General features: G+C 47.1%; 14 protein-coding genes. 6 read left to right on the top strand and 8 right to left on the bottom strand.

The window, feature by feature from the left end; translation table 11 throughout:
- The first annotated feature begins 1 nt into the window (after window position 1).
- Window positions 2–820 carry a prolipoprotein diacylglyceryl transferase gene (gene lgt, locus OEL83_02495; GenBank protein MDK9705897.1) on the top strand — a complete coding sequence of 273 codons (819 nt, stop codon included), beginning with the start codon at window positions 2–4 and terminating at the stop codon, window positions 818–820.
- Between the two features lie 65 nt (window positions 821–885).
- Here lgt and OEL83_02490 read toward each other — a convergent pair whose 3' ends face one another.
- The 3 genes from OEL83_02490 to OEL83_02480 all read right to left on the bottom strand — a co-directional run bounded on the left by OEL83_02490 (window position 886) and on the right by OEL83_02480 (window position 2644).
- On the bottom strand, window positions 886–1158 hold the full coding sequence (locus tag OEL83_02490; GenBank protein MDK9705896.1) for an HU family DNA-binding protein: 273 nt from the start codon (window positions 1156–1158) through the stop codon (window positions 886–888).
- A gap of 347 nt (window positions 1159–1505) precedes the next feature.
- Window positions 1506–1919 (bottom strand): (deoxy)nucleoside triphosphate pyrophosphohydrolase, encoded by a 414-nt coding sequence (locus tag OEL83_02485; protein MDK9705895.1) that lies wholly within the window; start codon window positions 1917–1919, stop codon window positions 1506–1508.
- A 59-nt stretch (window positions 1920–1978) separates the two neighbouring features.
- Entirely contained in the window at window positions 1979–2644 is a 666-nt protein-coding gene (locus OEL83_02480; protein MDK9705894.1) for a response regulator transcription factor, read from the bottom strand.
- Between the two features lie 326 nt (window positions 2645–2970).
- Between OEL83_02480 and OEL83_02475 the strand changes: the two genes are divergently transcribed.
- Entirely contained in the window at window positions 2971–4749 is a 1779-nt protein-coding gene (locus OEL83_02475) for a YgiQ family radical SAM protein (protein ID MDK9705893.1), read from the top strand.
- 99 nt (window positions 4750–4848) lie between these two features.
- Here OEL83_02475 and OEL83_02470 read toward each other — a convergent pair whose 3' ends face one another.
- The 5 genes from OEL83_02470 to efp all read right to left on the bottom strand — a co-directional run bounded on the left by OEL83_02470 (window position 4849) and on the right by efp (window position 10143).
- Window positions 4849–5733, bottom strand: coding sequence for a polysaccharide biosynthesis tyrosine autokinase (locus tag OEL83_02470; protein MDK9705892.1), 885 nt, complete (start codon window positions 5731–5733; stop codon window positions 4849–4851).
- Entirely contained in the window at window positions 5730–6605 is an 876-nt protein-coding gene (locus tag OEL83_02465; protein MDK9705891.1) for an AAA family ATPase, read from the bottom strand. Before OEL83_02465 ends, OEL83_02470 begins: the two co-directional genes overlap by 4 nt.
- Window positions 6606–6900: 295 nt before the next feature.
- The gene (locus OEL83_02460) at window positions 6901–8523 is read right to left on the bottom strand and encodes a hypothetical protein (GenBank protein ID MDK9705890.1); all 1623 of its coding nucleotides are present in this window, start codon (window positions 8521–8523) and stop codon (window positions 6901–6903) included.
- Window positions 8524–8651: 128 nt separating this feature from the next.
- On the bottom strand, window positions 8652–9602 hold the full coding sequence (gene epmA / locus OEL83_02455; GenBank protein ID MDK9705889.1) for an EF-P lysine aminoacylase EpmA: 951 nt from the start codon (window positions 9600–9602) through the stop codon (window positions 8652–8654).
- Window positions 9580–10143, bottom strand: a complete 564-nt coding sequence (gene efp / locus OEL83_02450) for an elongation factor P (protein MDK9705888.1) — start codon at window positions 10141–10143, stop codon at window positions 9580–9582. The genes epmA and efp overlap by 23 nt, the downstream gene beginning before the upstream one ends.
- A 320-nt stretch (window positions 10144–10463) precedes the next feature.
- Between efp and OEL83_02445 the strand changes: the two genes are divergently transcribed.
- From OEL83_02445 to OEL83_02430, 4 genes are all read left to right on the top strand, one after another.
- Window positions 10464–10961 carry a metallophosphatase family protein gene (locus OEL83_02445; GenBank protein MDK9705887.1) on the top strand — a complete coding sequence of 166 codons (498 nt, stop codon included), beginning with the start codon at window positions 10464–10466 and terminating at the stop codon, window positions 10959–10961.
- Complete coding sequence (locus tag OEL83_02440; GenBank protein ID MDK9705886.1) at window positions 10958–11458, top strand: HIT domain-containing protein; 501 nt, start codon at window positions 10958–10960, stop codon at window positions 11456–11458. Before OEL83_02445 ends, OEL83_02440 begins: the two co-directional genes overlap by 4 nt.
- A gap of 2 nt (window positions 11459–11460) precedes the next feature.
- Window positions 11461–14121, top strand: coding sequence for a DNA mismatch repair protein MutS (gene mutS / locus OEL83_02435; GenBank protein ID MDK9705885.1), 2661 nt, complete (start codon window positions 11461–11463; stop codon window positions 14119–14121).
- 261 nt (window positions 14122–14382) lie between these two features.
- Complete coding sequence (locus tag OEL83_02430) at window positions 14383–16197, top strand: N-acetylmuramoyl-L-alanine amidase (GenBank protein MDK9705884.1); 1815 nt, start codon at window positions 14383–14385, stop codon at window positions 16195–16197.
- The last annotated feature ends 11 nt before the right edge of the window (window positions 16198–16208 follow it).

Below are 16208 nucleotides of genomic sequence, written 5' to 3'. Positions count from 1 at the left end.
CATGCAACTCTTTACGTTCCCGCAAATTGACCCGATAATTTTCAGCCTTGGCCCTCTTCATGTCCGCTGGTACGGCCTGATGTACGTCCTGGGTTTTATGGCCAGCTACTATCTGGTGCAAAAGCAGATACGGGAGGTAAAGTTTCGACAGCTCGAAGAACACTTCGAGAATCTCAATATGGTCCTCATTCTCGCCGTGGTTATTGGCGGCCGGCTGGGCTACGTACTGTTTTATAATTTCTCGTATTATCTCGCCCATCCCGCTGAAATCCCGGCCACTTGGAGCGGGGGGATGTCCTTCCATGGCGCCTGTCTCGCACTCATCATCGCCGGCTGGCTGTTTTGCCGGAAAAAGCGCATCGACTTTTGGCCAGCGGCGGATCTTTACGCGGCAACCTTGCCAATTGGCCTAGGGCTGGGCAGGATCGGTAATTTTATTAATGGTGAGCTGTATGGACGGGTCACCAACGTACCATGGGGCATAGTCTTTCCGGATGGCGGACCCTTGCCCAGGCATCCCTCGCAGCTTTACGAATCCCTCCTGGAGGGCCTGGTGCTCTTCATCCTGCTCTACGCCAGCCGCAAACGGCCGTGGATGCCGAACAAATTCTGGCCGCACGGCACTATCTTTGCGCTCTTTCTCTCAGGATATGGCTGTCTGCGTATAGTCGTCGAAAACTTCCGAGAACCCGATCAACAGGTAGGCTACTTCTTCGGCCTGTTTACCATGGGACAATTCTTAAGCGGAGCGATGGTGGTCGGTGGGCTGGTAATATGGAAAATTCGTCTGGCAGCCCAACAACAACCTCATCGCAAATAGCCACTGCCGGTCAAGCTGTTTTGCACCTCTGCTGCCAAACTTAGCGGATATTCGGCGTAAGCCCCCTAACGCACCTTACCTGAGAGCGTCTTCGCCGGTTTGAACTTTACGACTTTGTGCGAAGGAATGACAATGCTTTGTCCTGTCTGGGGATTCCTTCCTTTGTGTGCTGCCCTTGCCACGACTTTAAAAGACCCAAAGCCAATCAAGGTCACCCTCTCTCCATTTTCCATGGCATCCGCCATCTTTGCCAGCACCCTGTCCAGGGCGCGTTGCGCCTGAAGTCTCGGCATACCCCGGACTTCTGCAATTGTTGTAATCAAGTCACCCTTATTCATTGTAATCCGACCCTTATGTCAAGTTTGTTGCTAGTTTCCCCATCCCTATAGTTCGTGGGAAGCCCTTTAACAGAAGAGAACAATTCGCGATCACCGTTGCCGTTTTACAAAGGCAGAAGCCATGCAGATATTTTCTCAAAAGGACCAAAATCTAGCTGTATTTCTAGCCTCTTCAGCGAAAAATACAATTGTCGGATATACCTGTTTTTTATCTAGGTATTTCTACCTAGCGCGCCTCCTTTCATAGATTAATAGTGTTTAATTTCAATATATTACGCAAATCAACCCAACCGCCATGCAAACAGTCGGGATAATACGCGGGAAATTTCCTTACAGCTGTTTCGTTCTTAATCCCGAGCATGACCCAGGGCCTCCTTGGCGAGCTGCTTGATCAACAATTTCACCAAAGGAATATCCGCTGGCGCCCAACACAAGTGAGGCAACTCCTCCGGAGACAGCCAAATGATTTGATCGTGGTCACGGAGGAGAAATGTCCCACCCGTATGAACCGTGAGAAAGCCAAGAAGACGGACCACCTTACTACCGTAATCGTGAATAGATTCACCAAGAAAGGCGCTAACCTCGCAATAAATGCCAAATTCCTCCAACAGTTCCCGGCGCAGGCATTGCTGGGGAGTTTCTCCAGGTTCGACCTTGCCACCCGGAAATTCCCAGTATCCGGCCAAATGTAACCCCGGCCTCCTGCGGGCAGCGAGGACACAGCCATTCTTGACAATAATCCCGGCGGCAACATCAAGCACGGGATGTCGTTTCTTTTCAGGGGACACGGTGAGAGTTTAATGTTGTGCAGAGCATATATTCAATCGGCAGAAACAAAACCGTTGCGTACAGCGTAGTTGACCATTTCGGCGCTGTTTTTTCGGTTGAATTTTCGCAGCAGATTGGCCCGATGGTGGTCTATAGTTCGATGGCTAACGTGCAGGTTTTCAGCCATTTGCTTGCTGGTAAAGCCCTTAACGATCAGATGCAGAACTTCCTTTTCCCGCTTGGTGAGTTCCTGAAAAGGGCTCCTTTTTTCGTTTCGGTATAGGGTGATGACATCATTGGCAAAGTCACCAACCATATGAGGAGAAATATAGTTTTGGCCGGATAAAACCTTGGTGATTGCCACCAGAAGCTCACCATCTGAATCGTCCTTCATGAGATACCCATTGGCACCCGCCGACATGGCATCATAAAAATATTGTTTGCTGTTATACATGGTAAGCATCAAGATTTTTACATCGGGATATTTACTTTTGACCCTGCCAAGGCTCTCCATGCCACCAACCCCAGGCATTGAGATATCAAGAACGATGAGATCGACCACCATAGCCTCAAGAAAGGCCATCAGCTCCTCACCATTGCTCACCTCTCCAACTATCTTTAATGATTCATTCGCTTTTAAGATATTTTTTATGCCATGACGGATAAGGGCATGATCATCCGCAAGCAATATGCGAAATTCCTTCTTCCCTGAAAGCATCGTCGCCCTCCTCCCTGTGACATCCGCCAGATAAAAAAGTCCACCATCCTGATTTTTCCAGTACTGCCAACCCGTACAACGACAACCACTCCGCTTTTCATAACCAGAATTAAGAGAAAATGCAATTTTCAGTTCCCGATCAATTGACAACACCTGAATGGTCACAAGTATATTGGATATTACAAAAAAATTCTTTGAGCCCTGTTGACTGCAATTTCTGGAAAGCGAAACAATTCCGTGGAATTCCCCCAAGATGGGCCTCAGTCTCTTCACCACTTTGCAGAGGAACAAGTTGCCAAAACCCCGGTTTGCCGATACCATGCACCATGAATCAACGCACACCCCTTCCCATCACATGGCAAGAATGTACCCTGCGCGGCTGGAGCGACCTTGACGTTCTCCTCATTACCGGGGATGCTTATGTGGACCATCCCTCATACGGCGTGGCCCTTATCGGACGAGTTCTTCTCAGCCATGGCTATCGAGTGGCGATCCTCGCTCAACCTCGCTTTGACATCTCTGCCGATTTCAACGCTTTTCCTGCACCATTGCTTTTTTGCGGCATTACCGCCGGAAACCTCGATTCTATTGTTGCAAACTACAGTGGCAACGGCAAGGTTCGTGATACCGACGCGTATTCGCCACAAGGTAAACCGTGGCGCGGTGAGATACAAAGCAAGACAGAACGATGGCGCCCCGACCGTGCCACTCTCATCTACACCAGCCTGGCCCGGTCAGCATTTCGTGGTATCCCCATTGTACTGGGTGGCATTGAGGCTTCTCTGCGACGGTTCGTTCACTATGACTACAAACAAGGTGGACTTCGCTCCTCTTTTTTAACCGATGCCAAGGCGGATATTCTCGTCTATGGCATGGGTGAAAAGGCGGTGTTGGAAATTGCCGACAGGTGTCGGCAAAACCTGCCCCTCTCGAATATTGCCGGAACGTGCCAGCGCCTTACTGAGAAGGAACTCGCCGGATTTCTTCCTGAATTCCAGGGAAAGAATTCGCAAAAGCACCTCGTTCTGCCCTCCTGGGAAGAGATCCACGCCAAGCCGCAGCGTTTTCTCGATGCTGAGATTGCCCTCGACCGGCATGCCCGGGCCTGCTCACCGAGGATCATCCTGCAACGCCAGCAAACCCATTGGGTTATTCAACATCCAGCGCCTCCACCGCTTGATCCTGAAGAACTTGATGCCATTTACAACCTGCCCTTCACCCGCCGGCCGCACCCTCCTGGACAAGAGATCCCCGCCTATAGAATGATCCGGGACTCGGTGACTATCGTTCGGGGGTGTTCCGGCAATTGCTCTTTTTGTGCCATCACCAGACACCAGGGGCCAGCAATTATTTCCCGAAGCCGACAATCTATACTCCAGGAATGCCAACGTATTGCCGGGATGGAGGATTTTTCCGGCACCATCACCGATCTGGGCGGGCCAACCGCCAATCTTTACGGAACCACCTGCGCCATCGGATCCTGTAGCAAACGGGATTGTCTCTATCCAAGACTCTGCCCCAACCTGCGCATTGACGAAGAGGCCTTTCTGGCCCTGCTCAGGGATGTCTCAAAGATAAATAAAGTTGCCCACCTCTTCATTTCTTCCGGATTGAGAATGGAGCTGCTGCTCCATACGCCACGTTTGCTTGAGACAATCCTTCGATCCCACACACCTGGGGCCCTGAAAATTGCCCCCGAACACAGTGATGACGACCTTCTCAGTCTGATGCACAAGGAACCACACGACCTTCTGCAGAGATTTGTTGGCAAATGCCGGGAAATTGAAAAGAAAATAGGTAAGAGAATAGAGTTGACTCCGTATATTATTACCTCTCACCCAGGGTCGAGGCCAGAAGTCGTGGAAAAACTGGTAGGAGACTTACATAAGCTGGATCTGTCGGTGCGAAAGTTTCAGGATTTCACTCCCACGCCGGGCACCATCTCAACGGCAATGTATGTGACCGGGCTTCGGGCCGATAACAAACAGCCGCTCATCGTTCCCCGCAGCCACACAGACCGGCAGAAAGAACGCCGTATTCTTGAGGAGCATTTTCACAGAAAGCTTGCTGTCAGGAACAATCCCCATCACAAAAGAAAGAAATAAACCTGGCTTGAGCAGCTTGTCTGCTCAAAGGAAACGTATGCTCTTGCGGCATAAAAGAACTCTTAAAACGGCTCCGGAATGCTATCCACCCGGTCGAATCTATTTCTTTTTCCCGCGATAATAATCTTCGTAATACAAGTAGTTCTTGTTGATGAACCGAGAAATAATAAAGTTTTCCTTATGCCCGTTAAAAATCATCCCGATGATTTTTTGTTTGCCGATTTCTTCTATAGCCTTCTCAACCAAGGATCGAGTGGAGACACCATATCGCACAACCAACACTACGCCATCAACAACCTGAGCGAGAACCATCGACTCAGAGGCTACCTGCAGAGGAGGACTGTCAAAAATCACGAATCTATCAGGATAACGGGAAGAGAGTTCCCCAACGAGGCCATGCATTCTGGCCGAGCCAAGCAATTCGGCTGGATTTGCAGGAGGTATGCCACTGGCAATAATGGAAAGCTTTTCCATCGATGTTTTACGGATAAGGTCGGCCAGCTCCGCCTTATTTCGAAGATAATCGCTAAGTCCCCTGTCGTCCGGCACACCAAGGAGTTTAGCAAGAGACGGTAGCCGAAGATCGCAATCAACAAGCAAGGAGTATTGATCGACACACTGGGCGAGTGCTATACCCAAGTTCGCGGTGACAAAGGTTTTTCCCTCCTTAGGCAGGACGGATGTGACCATGATGGTCTTTGGAGCTTGCCGTCCATCCAGCGGCATCAAAATCTTTGAGCGCAAAACACGAAAAGCTTCCGATATCTGCCCTGAGAAATTCACCGCTCGCAGCAACCGTTCATCCCAATTGATAGATTCGGCTGCAGACATTACGCGCCCCTGGTCTTCCGAAATCTTTCCCGGTTCCGGGTAATTTTTCGCACTTTTACCGCCTGCCACGGTTGAGGAAGAATGGTTGACGATTGCCTCGAACGGGCTGTCGCTGTCTTGCAATTTTGGTGGAATTCCTCCTGCTGCCATCATTCAACCCATCCCAAAGAGTTTAAAAGATACCGGAAAATCGGCTGTAACCACCCTTTTTGGTAAGCATATGCTGCGCCGGCCCCTTCGAGTAACAAAACGCCAAAAGCAGTAGCAATCAGCATTCCACTCCAGAACGGTTTTTCCGGCCGCAGGAAGAAAGCACTCTCGTCACCGGGAATGAATAATTTGCTGGCACACTCACGGATTAACTGTCCATCAATCTGGATTCTATCCCGAGAATACGCTGCAAAAAGGGCATTATCACAAAGGATGTTTATCTGCCGCGGGTTACCATCGGTCGCTTCATATATCAAATCAAGTGCCCCACGGGTAAATAAGGGAGCACCTTTATACCCGGACCATTCCAGTCTAAAGCTTATATACTGCAAGGCCTCTTCCTTGCAAAGCTGTCTCAGGTGGTAGCGCACGGCGATGCGCTCACTAAGAGGTGAAAGCTGCTCCTCTGTCAACCGATTCAAGAGTTCCGGCTGACCAACCAAAAAGATGCTCAGGACATTTTTCACCTCGACCGCCATGTTCACCAACAGGCGTATCTCTTCAAGTAGTTCTGTCGGCAGGGCGTGTGCCTCGTCGACTATGAGTAAAACCTTTCTCTTATTCTTTTTGCTCTCCTCTAATAATTTCGTAAAAATAAACAGAAATTTGGCCCTATTGCCATCAAAGAGAAGCCCCAGTTTGGCGGCAAAGTAATGAAAGAAATCATCGATTCCCAGACAAGGATTGGAAATCACACAAAGATACCCTGGGTTATCAAGGGATTTTGAGAGCACATTGATAAGAGTGGTCTTACCGGTACCAACACCGCCAGTAAAAAGCAGAAAGCCCTTGTCGGAGACAACGCCCTGCTTCAAGACAGCCAAAGCCTCCTTGTGGGCCTCCCCGAGAAAGAGAATATTGGAATCGGGGTTCAATTCGAAGGGTTTTCGAATAAGACCAAAATGTTTTCTATACATAATATTTAACAACCAGCCTGCCAAGCTGTAGAAAACTCAGCGGTCGTTCAACGATAAAACTAAGTTGAGCAACTTGTCTGCTCAAGCGAAACGTATGCCCTTGCGGTATAAATAGCTCGTTTCTATGTCGAAAAACGGTATAAAGGGATGTTAAGAACTAGCCAAAAGAGTACTAGTAATTTCTTAACGGCCCCTAAATGACGATATAGCCCTTAAGCCAGGTGACTGCAAACAAGGCTGCCACGACAATCACCCCTGAGAAAAGAAAAAGACACTGAAATACCAGCACCCATTTTGATCGCTTCTGCTCTCGTTTAGTTTCAATATAGGGGACGGTGGTGAGTAAAGGGACACCCAGCAACGGTTCCAGTGTCTCCGGGTCGCGAATAGTTGTGTCAAAGAAATCAAGAACTATGACAAGCCCCACTCCAGCACCAAAGCCAATCGCCAGGGCAATGCCCATGATTTTTAAAAAATTCGGTTTAATCGGTTTTTCCGGTGTTCTTGCCGGATCTTCGACCTTGAACTGGCTGCCCTTCTGACGCTTCTCAAGATTGAGCATGGACTTCGCCTGAAGATCCTGTGAAACCAGATAATCATAATGTTTTTTTAACTGATCGTATTCCCGTGTGAGATTAGCCCATTCCGCTTCTCTCGTTGGCGTCGCTGCAACCCATTCTTCGTACTGGGAAATAACCTTTTTCTGATGCTCTTTTTCAGCCTTTATCGCCTCGATATTGAGGAGAACACTTTTTCGCTGGGTTTCCAGCTGGAGAATCACGGAATCGACTGACGTTCGGCCAGCCACTGCATCACCGCCCCCTTCGGTTGAGGCTCCGCCATTCGCCGAAGAGCCTTCGTTAATGCCGTTCCGCCGTTCGTTCTCGATCTCCGCCTCAAGCTTGGCAATGATTCCCTGGGTCCGTTTCACATCGGGATGTTTCTCGGTATAACGACTTAGCAGCTGTTCAAGTACAAGTTTGGCTTTTGCCAATCGCGCCTCATTGCTGAGAGGCTGCGTTTGAGGAGGGGGCTGGCTGGAATTTGCCGCAGCAACGTTTACCTCCGTTGCCGCTTCCAAAACCTTTTTCCTGTTCGTTATCTGATCTTGGATGAGAACTACAGTCCGTTCGAGATCTTGAATGCTATCCTGTTTACCTTGGTATTGTTGCTGGAGGGCTATCAAGCGGCTTACATTTGCATCGCGTTGTTCAGGCATTTCGTTGTAATGTTTCAATTTATAGTCACGCATCGCGTTCTCTTTGCGATCCATGGTCTCTTTGGCCATCAACAACTCATCACTGGTATAAGAAGAGGTTTCGCTTGCCTTTTCCTCTCGGTATTTAAGATTTTCTTCAATAAATTTGGCAGCGAGGGCATTAGTCACTTTCACTGCCTTATCCGGCGTACCGTAGCTAAAAGTGATTTTAAAAATGTCCCCTTCTTTTGAGGGTTCTATCTTAATTTGCTGCCGCATGGAATCAACTACATCTTCCATCGGCTTTTTTTTGCGTTCTTCGGGATAAAGGCTGAGATCAACTATAATTTTTTCAAGGTTGGTACGACTGGTGACAATCTGGGTGAGAGAACTGACAATGTCTTTAATTCTAGACGCAACGTCCGGCGACATCTTGTTAGGACTGATTTTTTGCTGCTCGTAGCTCAGCAGGCTCGTTGCCTGATACACTTTGGGCGTAAGGAGATAACTGCCTAAACCAACAGGGAGGCTTAATAAAAACAACGTGGCGACAAGCATCTTCCGTCTGAAAAACAGATCAATGAACTTGCTTGCCAGTTGACGTTGTTTTGAATCCATATGCGGGTATGCTTATTAATTTTGACGAGCAGCGAGACACAATATTAAAAACTATTTTTCTTATCATTACAATAAGTCTTCGTATTCTACTCCACCGTTGCTATCCATGGTAGTGGAGAAGAAACGGGCTAGACAAAATCATTCGGTGCAAAGGTAACAGCACCAGCAATGTTTTTATACCCCTTCGCCAACATAAAAAGGCGATCGACCCCCATTGCAATCCCCGCAGCCTCTCCCAACTTCCCAAGATCCTGAAGGAATCTCTCAGGCATCGCCGCGACCCTTCCGCTAGTGGTATGAATTGCCGATATTTCCTCCTGAAACCGGCGCCGCTGTTCATTCTGATCCGTCAATTCGGAGAAACCATTAGCGAGTTCAACTCCCTGAATGTAGAGTTCGAAACGCTCGGCGATATCCTGATCGGATGGGCATTTCCGAGCCAACGAGGCAAGTTGTCCGGGATAATCACAGAGAAAGGTGGGTGATCTCAGGCCAAGTCGGGGCTCGACATGCTCTGTCAGAATTTCATCAAAGCTTGCCGTATCGAGAGCTTGATCCAACGATACGGGGCTATATCTGGCAAAAGCCTCGGCAACTGTCAAACGCTGCCAAGGGGACTCAAGATTGATGTCCGGAAATATTCTTTGTCCTTCTGGGACACCGCTAGAAACCGTATAGCTTTGCATTGCTTCAAGCAGAAAGTGCAGGAGGTTCTCGCAATCAACCATTAGCTGATGGTAATCACAACTGGCCCTATACCACTCCAGCATCTGGAATTCCTCTAAATGAAGCCTGCCTCGTTCGCCTTTACGAAAGCAGTGGCTGAGCTGGAATATTTTCTCACAGCCTTGGGCAAGCAGCCTCTTCATGCACAATTCGGGTGATGTTTGCAGGAACTGATCTTCAGCAATGATTGGAACTATATTGCTTTCCGGAAGATAGACGGGTTGACGAAGCGGGGTATCGACCTCAAGAAATCCCTGCTCATGGAAGAAAATTCGGATGAAACGAAAAAAGGCTGCACGGGAGTGCAGCCCCTTGATACTCAGCAAAATCTTACTCTTTGACCCGGGTGACATACTCCCCGGTTCGGGTATCAATCTGAATCTTATCGCCTTCCTCAACAAAGGGCGGCACCTGCAATTCATAGCCGGTTTGCACAGTTACCGGTTTTGTGTCATTTCCGGAGGTGTCTCCCTTTGCCCATGGATCAGCTCGGGTAACGACGAGATTAACAAAAGTGGGAATGCTAATATCGATTGGCTTACCGTCAAAGAAAAGGACCACTACATCCATATTCTCCAGAAGAAAATGGATATTATCACCCATCTGCTCTTTCGTCAGACTGAGCTGCTCGTAGTTGTCGGTATCCATAAAATGGAATTCTTCGCCCTGATTGTAAAGAAACTGCATATTCCTCTCATCAAGCTCGGCCTTCTCAAACTTATCATTTGATCTATAAGTCTTGACCAGCTGATTGCCGGAGATCATATTTCTCATCTTACACCGGTAAAGAGCCTGGCCTTTTCCGGGTTTTGAAAACTCAAATTCCGTAACGATATAGGGGCTACCATCTATCTGAACTTTGAGACCTTTGCGTAAATCAGAGGCGCTGAGCATCGTACTTCTCCATATCTTCTTGATCTGAACCGTTTTGCCGGCGTAATTACTATCCTTGGTCGCACCTCACTGCAAGGCAAACCACGAAGATGCACTAACAGAATTGGCTAGACTTTTTTATGTATTAGAACCCCGCATTATAATTGTCTTCTGCATTTTTTCGCAAGCGCAAAAAGTAATTGACCTGGTTGCAGCACAATGTCAGAGCCTTTATCCAAGAATTGACAGAGAGATAACTCAAATCCATTGACCATGCTTTTTTTCAATGCGGCTCCCTCATGTCTGGTTATAATAGGCACTCAGCTCGAGGAGATTCGTCAATGAAACAGATCGGAATTCTTTCAGATACCCATATTTCCACGATTACAGATGATTTTCTTCATCAATGTACCACCGCCTTTGATCAATGTGAAACCGTGATCCACGCCGGTGATCTTATCGATATATCGATTTTGGCAGCCTTTCGCGGCAAGGAGTTGCATGCAGTCTGCGGCAACTCGTGCAATAACCTTACCAAACTGGCCCTTCCCAAAGAGAAATCTATCCGCATCCACGGGTTTCTTTTTGGAATTACCCATGGCTCTGGCTCCAGGCAAAATATTAAAGACCGGGTTTTCGATCGATTTCCAACTGCCGAGTGTATTATTTATGGGCATACCCACGTTGCCTCCTTGCATAAAATTGGCAACACTCTCCTCGTAAATCCGGGTTCCTTCCAAGGCACCGGGAAATTTGGCTGCAGCGGAACCTATGCAATTCTTAAAATAGACAGTCAAGGAATCCACCCTTCAATCCACACCCTGCCACCTTGCGTATGAAAACCCTATGGACACCCTGGCGAGTAGAACATGTTCTCGGTACTGCTGCCCAAAGGACCGGGTGTATTTTCGAACCAACTGGTCATGATCCTGCGGATAAAAAGCAACTTCTCCTATATCGGGACAACCAGGTAGTTGTTCTTCTCAACCGCTATCCATACACCAATGGGCACCTCCTGATTGCGCCAATACGCCATATTGCCTGTTTAACAGACCTTTCTCTGGAGGAAATCACTTCAGTTATGGCAATGATCCAAAAAGCAACAAGGCTATTAAACAAACATCTCAAACCTGAAGGCCTCAACATCGGATGCAATGTTGGCACAATTGCCGGAGCAGGTATTGCCGACCACCTGCATTTCCATATAGTTCCACGCTGGAATGGCGACCATAATTTCATCTCTGTCCTTGCCGACATACGCACCATCCCTGAGCATATCGAGGCGACTTATGACAGACTCGCTCCCGATTTCCTCGCTCTTAACACAAGTAAGTGAATATGGACATTACACCTAAAATCACGCCTATGCTCCAGCAGTACCTGGAAATCAAGGGGCAGCATGAAAACGCCATTCTTTTTTACAGGATGGGGGATTTCTATGAAATGTTTTTTGATGATGCCATCAAGGCCTCAAAAATTCTTGGTATTACTCTTACCTCACGTAACAAAAAGACCGACCAAGTACAGGTTCCGATGTGCGGCATACCTTACCATGCTGCCCAAACATATCTAGCTAAACTGATTCATGCCGGTCAACGAGTAGCTATCTGTGAACAGATAGAAGATCCAACCGAAGCAAAAGGAATTGTAAAAAGAGAGGTCGTTCGAGTCGTCTCTCCCGGGGTGATAACCGACGACCAGTTGCTGGACGGAAAAAGTAACAATTACCTATGTTCACTGGTAGGCAATCACCAAGGAAAGGGCCAAAACTACGGGATAAGCTTTCTTGATGTTACCACCGGTGAATTTCTTGTCAGTGAATTTCCCCTGCACCAAGAAAACTCATATGACATCTTTGACCAATTAACACGCCTCTCGCCTTCCGAGCTGCTTATATCTCGCGAGGATAAAGCCAGCCTAGACCCTTTACTTCAGCAGCTACGACTTTTGTTTCCCGATATCTGTGTCACTGAAAGAGATGGCACCATATATCGCTATGAGGCAGCAGAGGTCCTCCTCCTCGAGCACTTCAAAGTCATGACCCTTGATGGCTTTGGCTGTGGTCATTTTACTGTTGGTCTGCTTGCTGCCGCCTCCCTTCTAGAATATATTATTGAGACCCAAAAAGCGGCAGTTCACCATATTGACAAACTCGCTCCGCTTGACATCGGCTCCATCCTGCAGATAGACGATTCATCCCGGCGCAACCTGGAACTCACCCAGACCCTTGCAGGTGGACAAAGGCAGGGCTCCTTGCTTTCGGTTCTTGACCATACCTGTACACCCATGGGAGCCAGGCTGTTAAAACACAACCTGCTCTTCCCCCTTCAAGATTGTCTCCGAATTATCAGGCGCCTTGATGCTGTTACCTTTTTTTTCATGAACAGTTCATTGCGAAAGGAGCTCCGAAACCTACTCGACAGCGTATATGATCTCGAAAGGTTAAATAGCAAAATGATTCTCGGATCCGGAAATGGCAGAGACATGTTGGCTATGAAGAACTCTCTCGCCTGTCTTCCCGAAGTGCGCGCTCTCCTTGAGCACTGTGACCCCGATAGGCTTGTCAAGATCCGCCAGCACCTTGATTGTTTAATAGATTTACATACGTTACTGGACGCAGCCATAAATAATGAAGCCCCAATTGGTATTCGAGAGGGGCATCTGATTAAAACCGGGTACAACGATGAACTCGATCAACTTGTAGTGCTATTGCGTGACCAAAAGAAACTAATCCTTGAGCTTGAGCAGAGAGAAAGAGAAACCACTGGTATTTCCAAATTAAAAATTAGCTTCAACAAGGTATTCGGCTACTTTATTGAGGTCAGTAAGACTCAAGAGGCAAAGGTTCCTGATTATTATATACGAAAGCAAACTCTTGCCAATGCCGAGCGATTTATCACCCCAGAGCTCAAAGAGTTTGAAGACCGTGTCCTTGGAGCCCAAGATCGGCGTATTGCCTTGGAGTACCAGCTCTTTCTCGACATCCGGCAACAGATCTCTGAAAACTCTAACCGAATTCAGCAAACCGCCCGGCAACTTGCAGTGCTCGATTTCTTTTCAACCTGCGCTGAAGTGGCTTACAAATACAACTATCGTCGCCCTGAGATACACGAAGGCGATGATATCTGTATTGTTGAAGGCAGACACCCTGTCATAGAACGTTCCCTGCCTTCTAGCAAATTCGTCCCAAATGATGTCCATCTCGACCAAACTTCAGAAGAAATGCTCATCATTACCGGTCCGAACATGGCTGGAAAATCTACTATCCTCCGACAAACCGCTCTGATTGTTCTAATGGCTCAAATGGGGTCTTTTGTCCCCGCTGAATCCGCCAGCATTGGTATTGTTGATCGCATTTTTACCCGTGTTGGCGCCATGGATAATTTACGCCGTGGCCAGTCGACATTTATGGTTGAGATGAGTGAGACAGCCAATATCCTCAACAATGCGACAGAAAGGAGCCTAGTAATCCTTGACGAAATCGGCCGGGGCACTTCAACATTTGATGGCCTATCGATAGCTTGGGCTGTTGCCGAAGATTTAGTAGAAAAAAATGGCAAAGGAGTCAAAACTCTCTTTGCAACGCACTACCACGAACTGACCAGTCTAGCAAAAGAAAACCCACGTGTTCAAAACTATTCTATTGCTGTCCGAGAATGGCAAGGTAACGTAATATTTCTCCACAAACTTGTCAAAGGCGGGACAAGTAGAAGCTACGGGATCCAAGTCGCAGGACTGGCAGGTGTTCCCGACAAAGTTGTCAAACGAGCCAGTGAGATTCTAAAGGACATTGAACTCGGTACGTTTCAACAATTTCCCTTAGAAGCAACTCCCAACACCAAAAGCAAGACGTTCAAAAAATCTTCAGGCCAGCTCTCACTCTTTTCACTTCCCCAAGATCCGATAAGAGAGTACCTCAAAACCATTAATCTCGATAAATGCACCCCCTTAGATGCGCTTACCTATCTCTACTCTCTGAAACACCTGCTTGATAAATAATTATATTCTCAAAAGACACAGTCGAATTGAACTCGGTTGGCACAGATAATAACCTAATAGACCCGGCTGTATTCCAATTCGGTCCATTACCTAACACTGCCCCAAAAACACTCCACCGCCTTGCCTTAAGACCATATAGCCAAGTTCTCATAATGTTTTGCCATCCCTCGGTGTTTCCTGTATAATGGCGCCTTGTAGCAGTTCCCAGGTCAATTTTCCTAGATTAGCCACTAGTCCCTCTGAACGAGAATTTCAACCATAATGATTCGCACAGCTGTATGCATCTCACTACTCATTTTTTCTAGTTTGCTGTGCGTTTTTCCTGCCTTTGGCCAATTAGCAGATGACGATCGGGATAAGCCTCTGCCTGTCGGCAGACTTTATGACGAAGCAAAATTCTATTATAATCAGTTACAAACCAATTCAAAGCTTGCCTCGTCTCGAGATAACTGGCTGAAGGGGACGAGAAACTTTCGTCGGATTTATCTCTCTAATCCGAAATCCGAAATTGCTCCGTCCTGTCTTTTTATGCTTGGGCGTCTTTACTGTGAAATCTATGATAGGTTTCAAAATGGCCTCGATTTAGATGAGGCCATCACATACTTTTCCGATATTACCAAGAACTTTCCTCAACACCGACTTGCCGACGATGCTCTCCTCTCATTAGGACAGATTTACCTCGACAAAAAGCACAACCCGCAACAGGCAGCCGATTTCCTCAGTGAAATCGTGACCAATTATTCGAATGGCGACATGCATCCAGATGCGGAAAACCTTCTCAAAGTTCTTTCCCTTGAACACGATATTGCCCTGCCAAAGGTTATGGTATCGTCTTCCAGAGACAATAAACTTAATTACGTATTACCTGTTAAATACTGGTCTTCCGACAACTACACGCGGGTCGTGATTATGGCCTCCGGCCCTGTAAACTATAAAGAAATCCTTTTGGAGGAAACAGAAAACTCCCCAAGAAGATTGTATATTGATTTCAAGAAGAGCTATATCGAACCACAGTATCGTGCTCCGGTTCCAATTGAAGATGGCCTTTTAAAACGTATCCGCACCGGTCAGTTTTCACCGGATACTGTTCGTGTGGTTCTCGATATAGAATCGATTGGCAGCTATAAAATATATAGTCTTCCCGATCCATTCCGTGTTGTTATCGACGTAAGAGGCGAGAAATTATTAAAAGAAATTCCACAGACTGCCAGTGCTGCTATCAATGAGAAGCAGCCCGCTGTCCTGCCTTCTCCAGCTTCGAACACAAATGATCGCATCGTTATTTTGCGTGACAACAAAAAGATCGCAATTAACACAAAGCACACAACTGAAAACGTCAAAGTAGAGGCTGTTCCAGCTGTTAAGCCTCTCTCTCTTGCACAGCAACTTGGCCTAGGCGTGAAAAAGATTGTTCTAGACCCAGGACATGGTGGTAAAGATCCGGGGGCAATGTCTTTTGGTTTGAAGGAAAAGGATATTGTCCTTGATATAGCAAAAAAGCTCGCTCCGGCCCTAAAAAAAGAACTTGGTTGCGATGTAGTTCTTACCCGGAAGGATGATAGTTTTATTTCTTTAGAAGAACGAACTGCTATTGCAAATACTAACAGTGCTGATCTTTTTATCTCTCTACACATTAATGCCCATCAATCCTCCAAAGTAAGAGGTTTAGAAACTTACTATCTCAACCTAACAACTAATGCGGAAGCCATGAGGGTTGCTGCACGTGAAAATGCTACATCCACTCACCAGATGAGTGAACTTCAGGATATTCTTTCAGATATCATGAAAAACTCAAAAATTGATGAGTCCTCACGATTAGCTCAACAGGTGCATAATTCCATTCTATCCGAGGGAGATAAAAAGGGGTTCTCCGATATTAAGAATCTTGGTGTAAAACAAGCTCCATTCTATGTCCTTATTGGAGCACAAATGCCTGCAATACTCATAGAGCTTGCGTTCATAAGCAACGAAAAAGATGTTGAAAATCTAAAAAGCACGGCTTTTATTGATATGCTTACTAAAGAGATTTCTGATGGGGTGCGGGCGTATATTAGTGACACTACCGCAAGCAAATAGCACCATTAAGA

Source organism: Desulforhopalus sp., from assembly GCA_030247675.1.
Classification (GTDB): Bacteria; Desulfobacterota; Desulfobulbia; order Desulfobulbales; family Desulfocapsaceae; genus Desulforhopalus_A.
Note: the sequence above shows the minus strand (reverse complement) of the source record. Positions and strands in the feature narration are given on the sequence as shown.

Bases quoted from the DNA above. Each gene is read 5' to 3' on its own strand.
- lgt (MDK9705897.1), top strand. From the start codon at position 2: ATGCAACTCTTTACGTTCCCGCAAATTGACCCGATAATTTTCAGCCTT.
- OEL83_02490 (MDK9705896.1), bottom strand. From the start codon at position 1,158: ATGAATAAGGGTGACTTGATTACAACAATTGCAGAAGTCCGGGGTATG.
- OEL83_02480 (MDK9705894.1), bottom strand. From the start codon at position 2,644: ATGCTTTCAGGGAAGAAGGAATTTCGCATATTGCTTGCGGATGATCAT.
- OEL83_02475 (MDK9705893.1), top strand. From the start codon at position 2,971: ATGAATCAACGCACACCCCTTCCCATCACATGGCAAGAATGTACCCTG.
- OEL83_02470 (MDK9705892.1), bottom strand. From the start codon at position 5,733: ATGATGGCAGCAGGAGGAATTCCACCAAAATTGCAAGACAGCGACAGC.
- OEL83_02460 (MDK9705890.1), bottom strand. From the start codon at position 8,523: ATGGATTCAAAACAACGTCAACTGGCAAGCAAGTTCATTGATCTGTTT.
- epmA (MDK9705889.1), bottom strand. From the start codon at position 9,602: ATGTCACCCGGGTCAAAGAGTAAGATTTTGCTGAGTATCAAGGGGCTG.
- efp (MDK9705888.1), bottom strand. From the start codon at position 10,143: ATGCTCAGCGCCTCTGATTTACGCAAAGGTCTCAAAGTTCAGATAGAT.
- OEL83_02445 (MDK9705887.1), top strand. From the start codon at position 10,464: ATGAAACAGATCGGAATTCTTTCAGATACCCATATTTCCACGATTACA.
- OEL83_02440 (MDK9705886.1), top strand. From the start codon at position 10,958: ATGAAAACCCTATGGACACCCTGGCGAGTAGAACATGTTCTCGGTACT.
- mutS (MDK9705885.1), top strand. From the start codon at position 11,461: ATGGACATTACACCTAAAATCACGCCTATGCTCCAGCAGTACCTGGAA.
- OEL83_02430 (MDK9705884.1), top strand. From the start codon at position 14,383: ATGATTCGCACAGCTGTATGCATCTCACTACTCATTTTTTCTAGTTTG.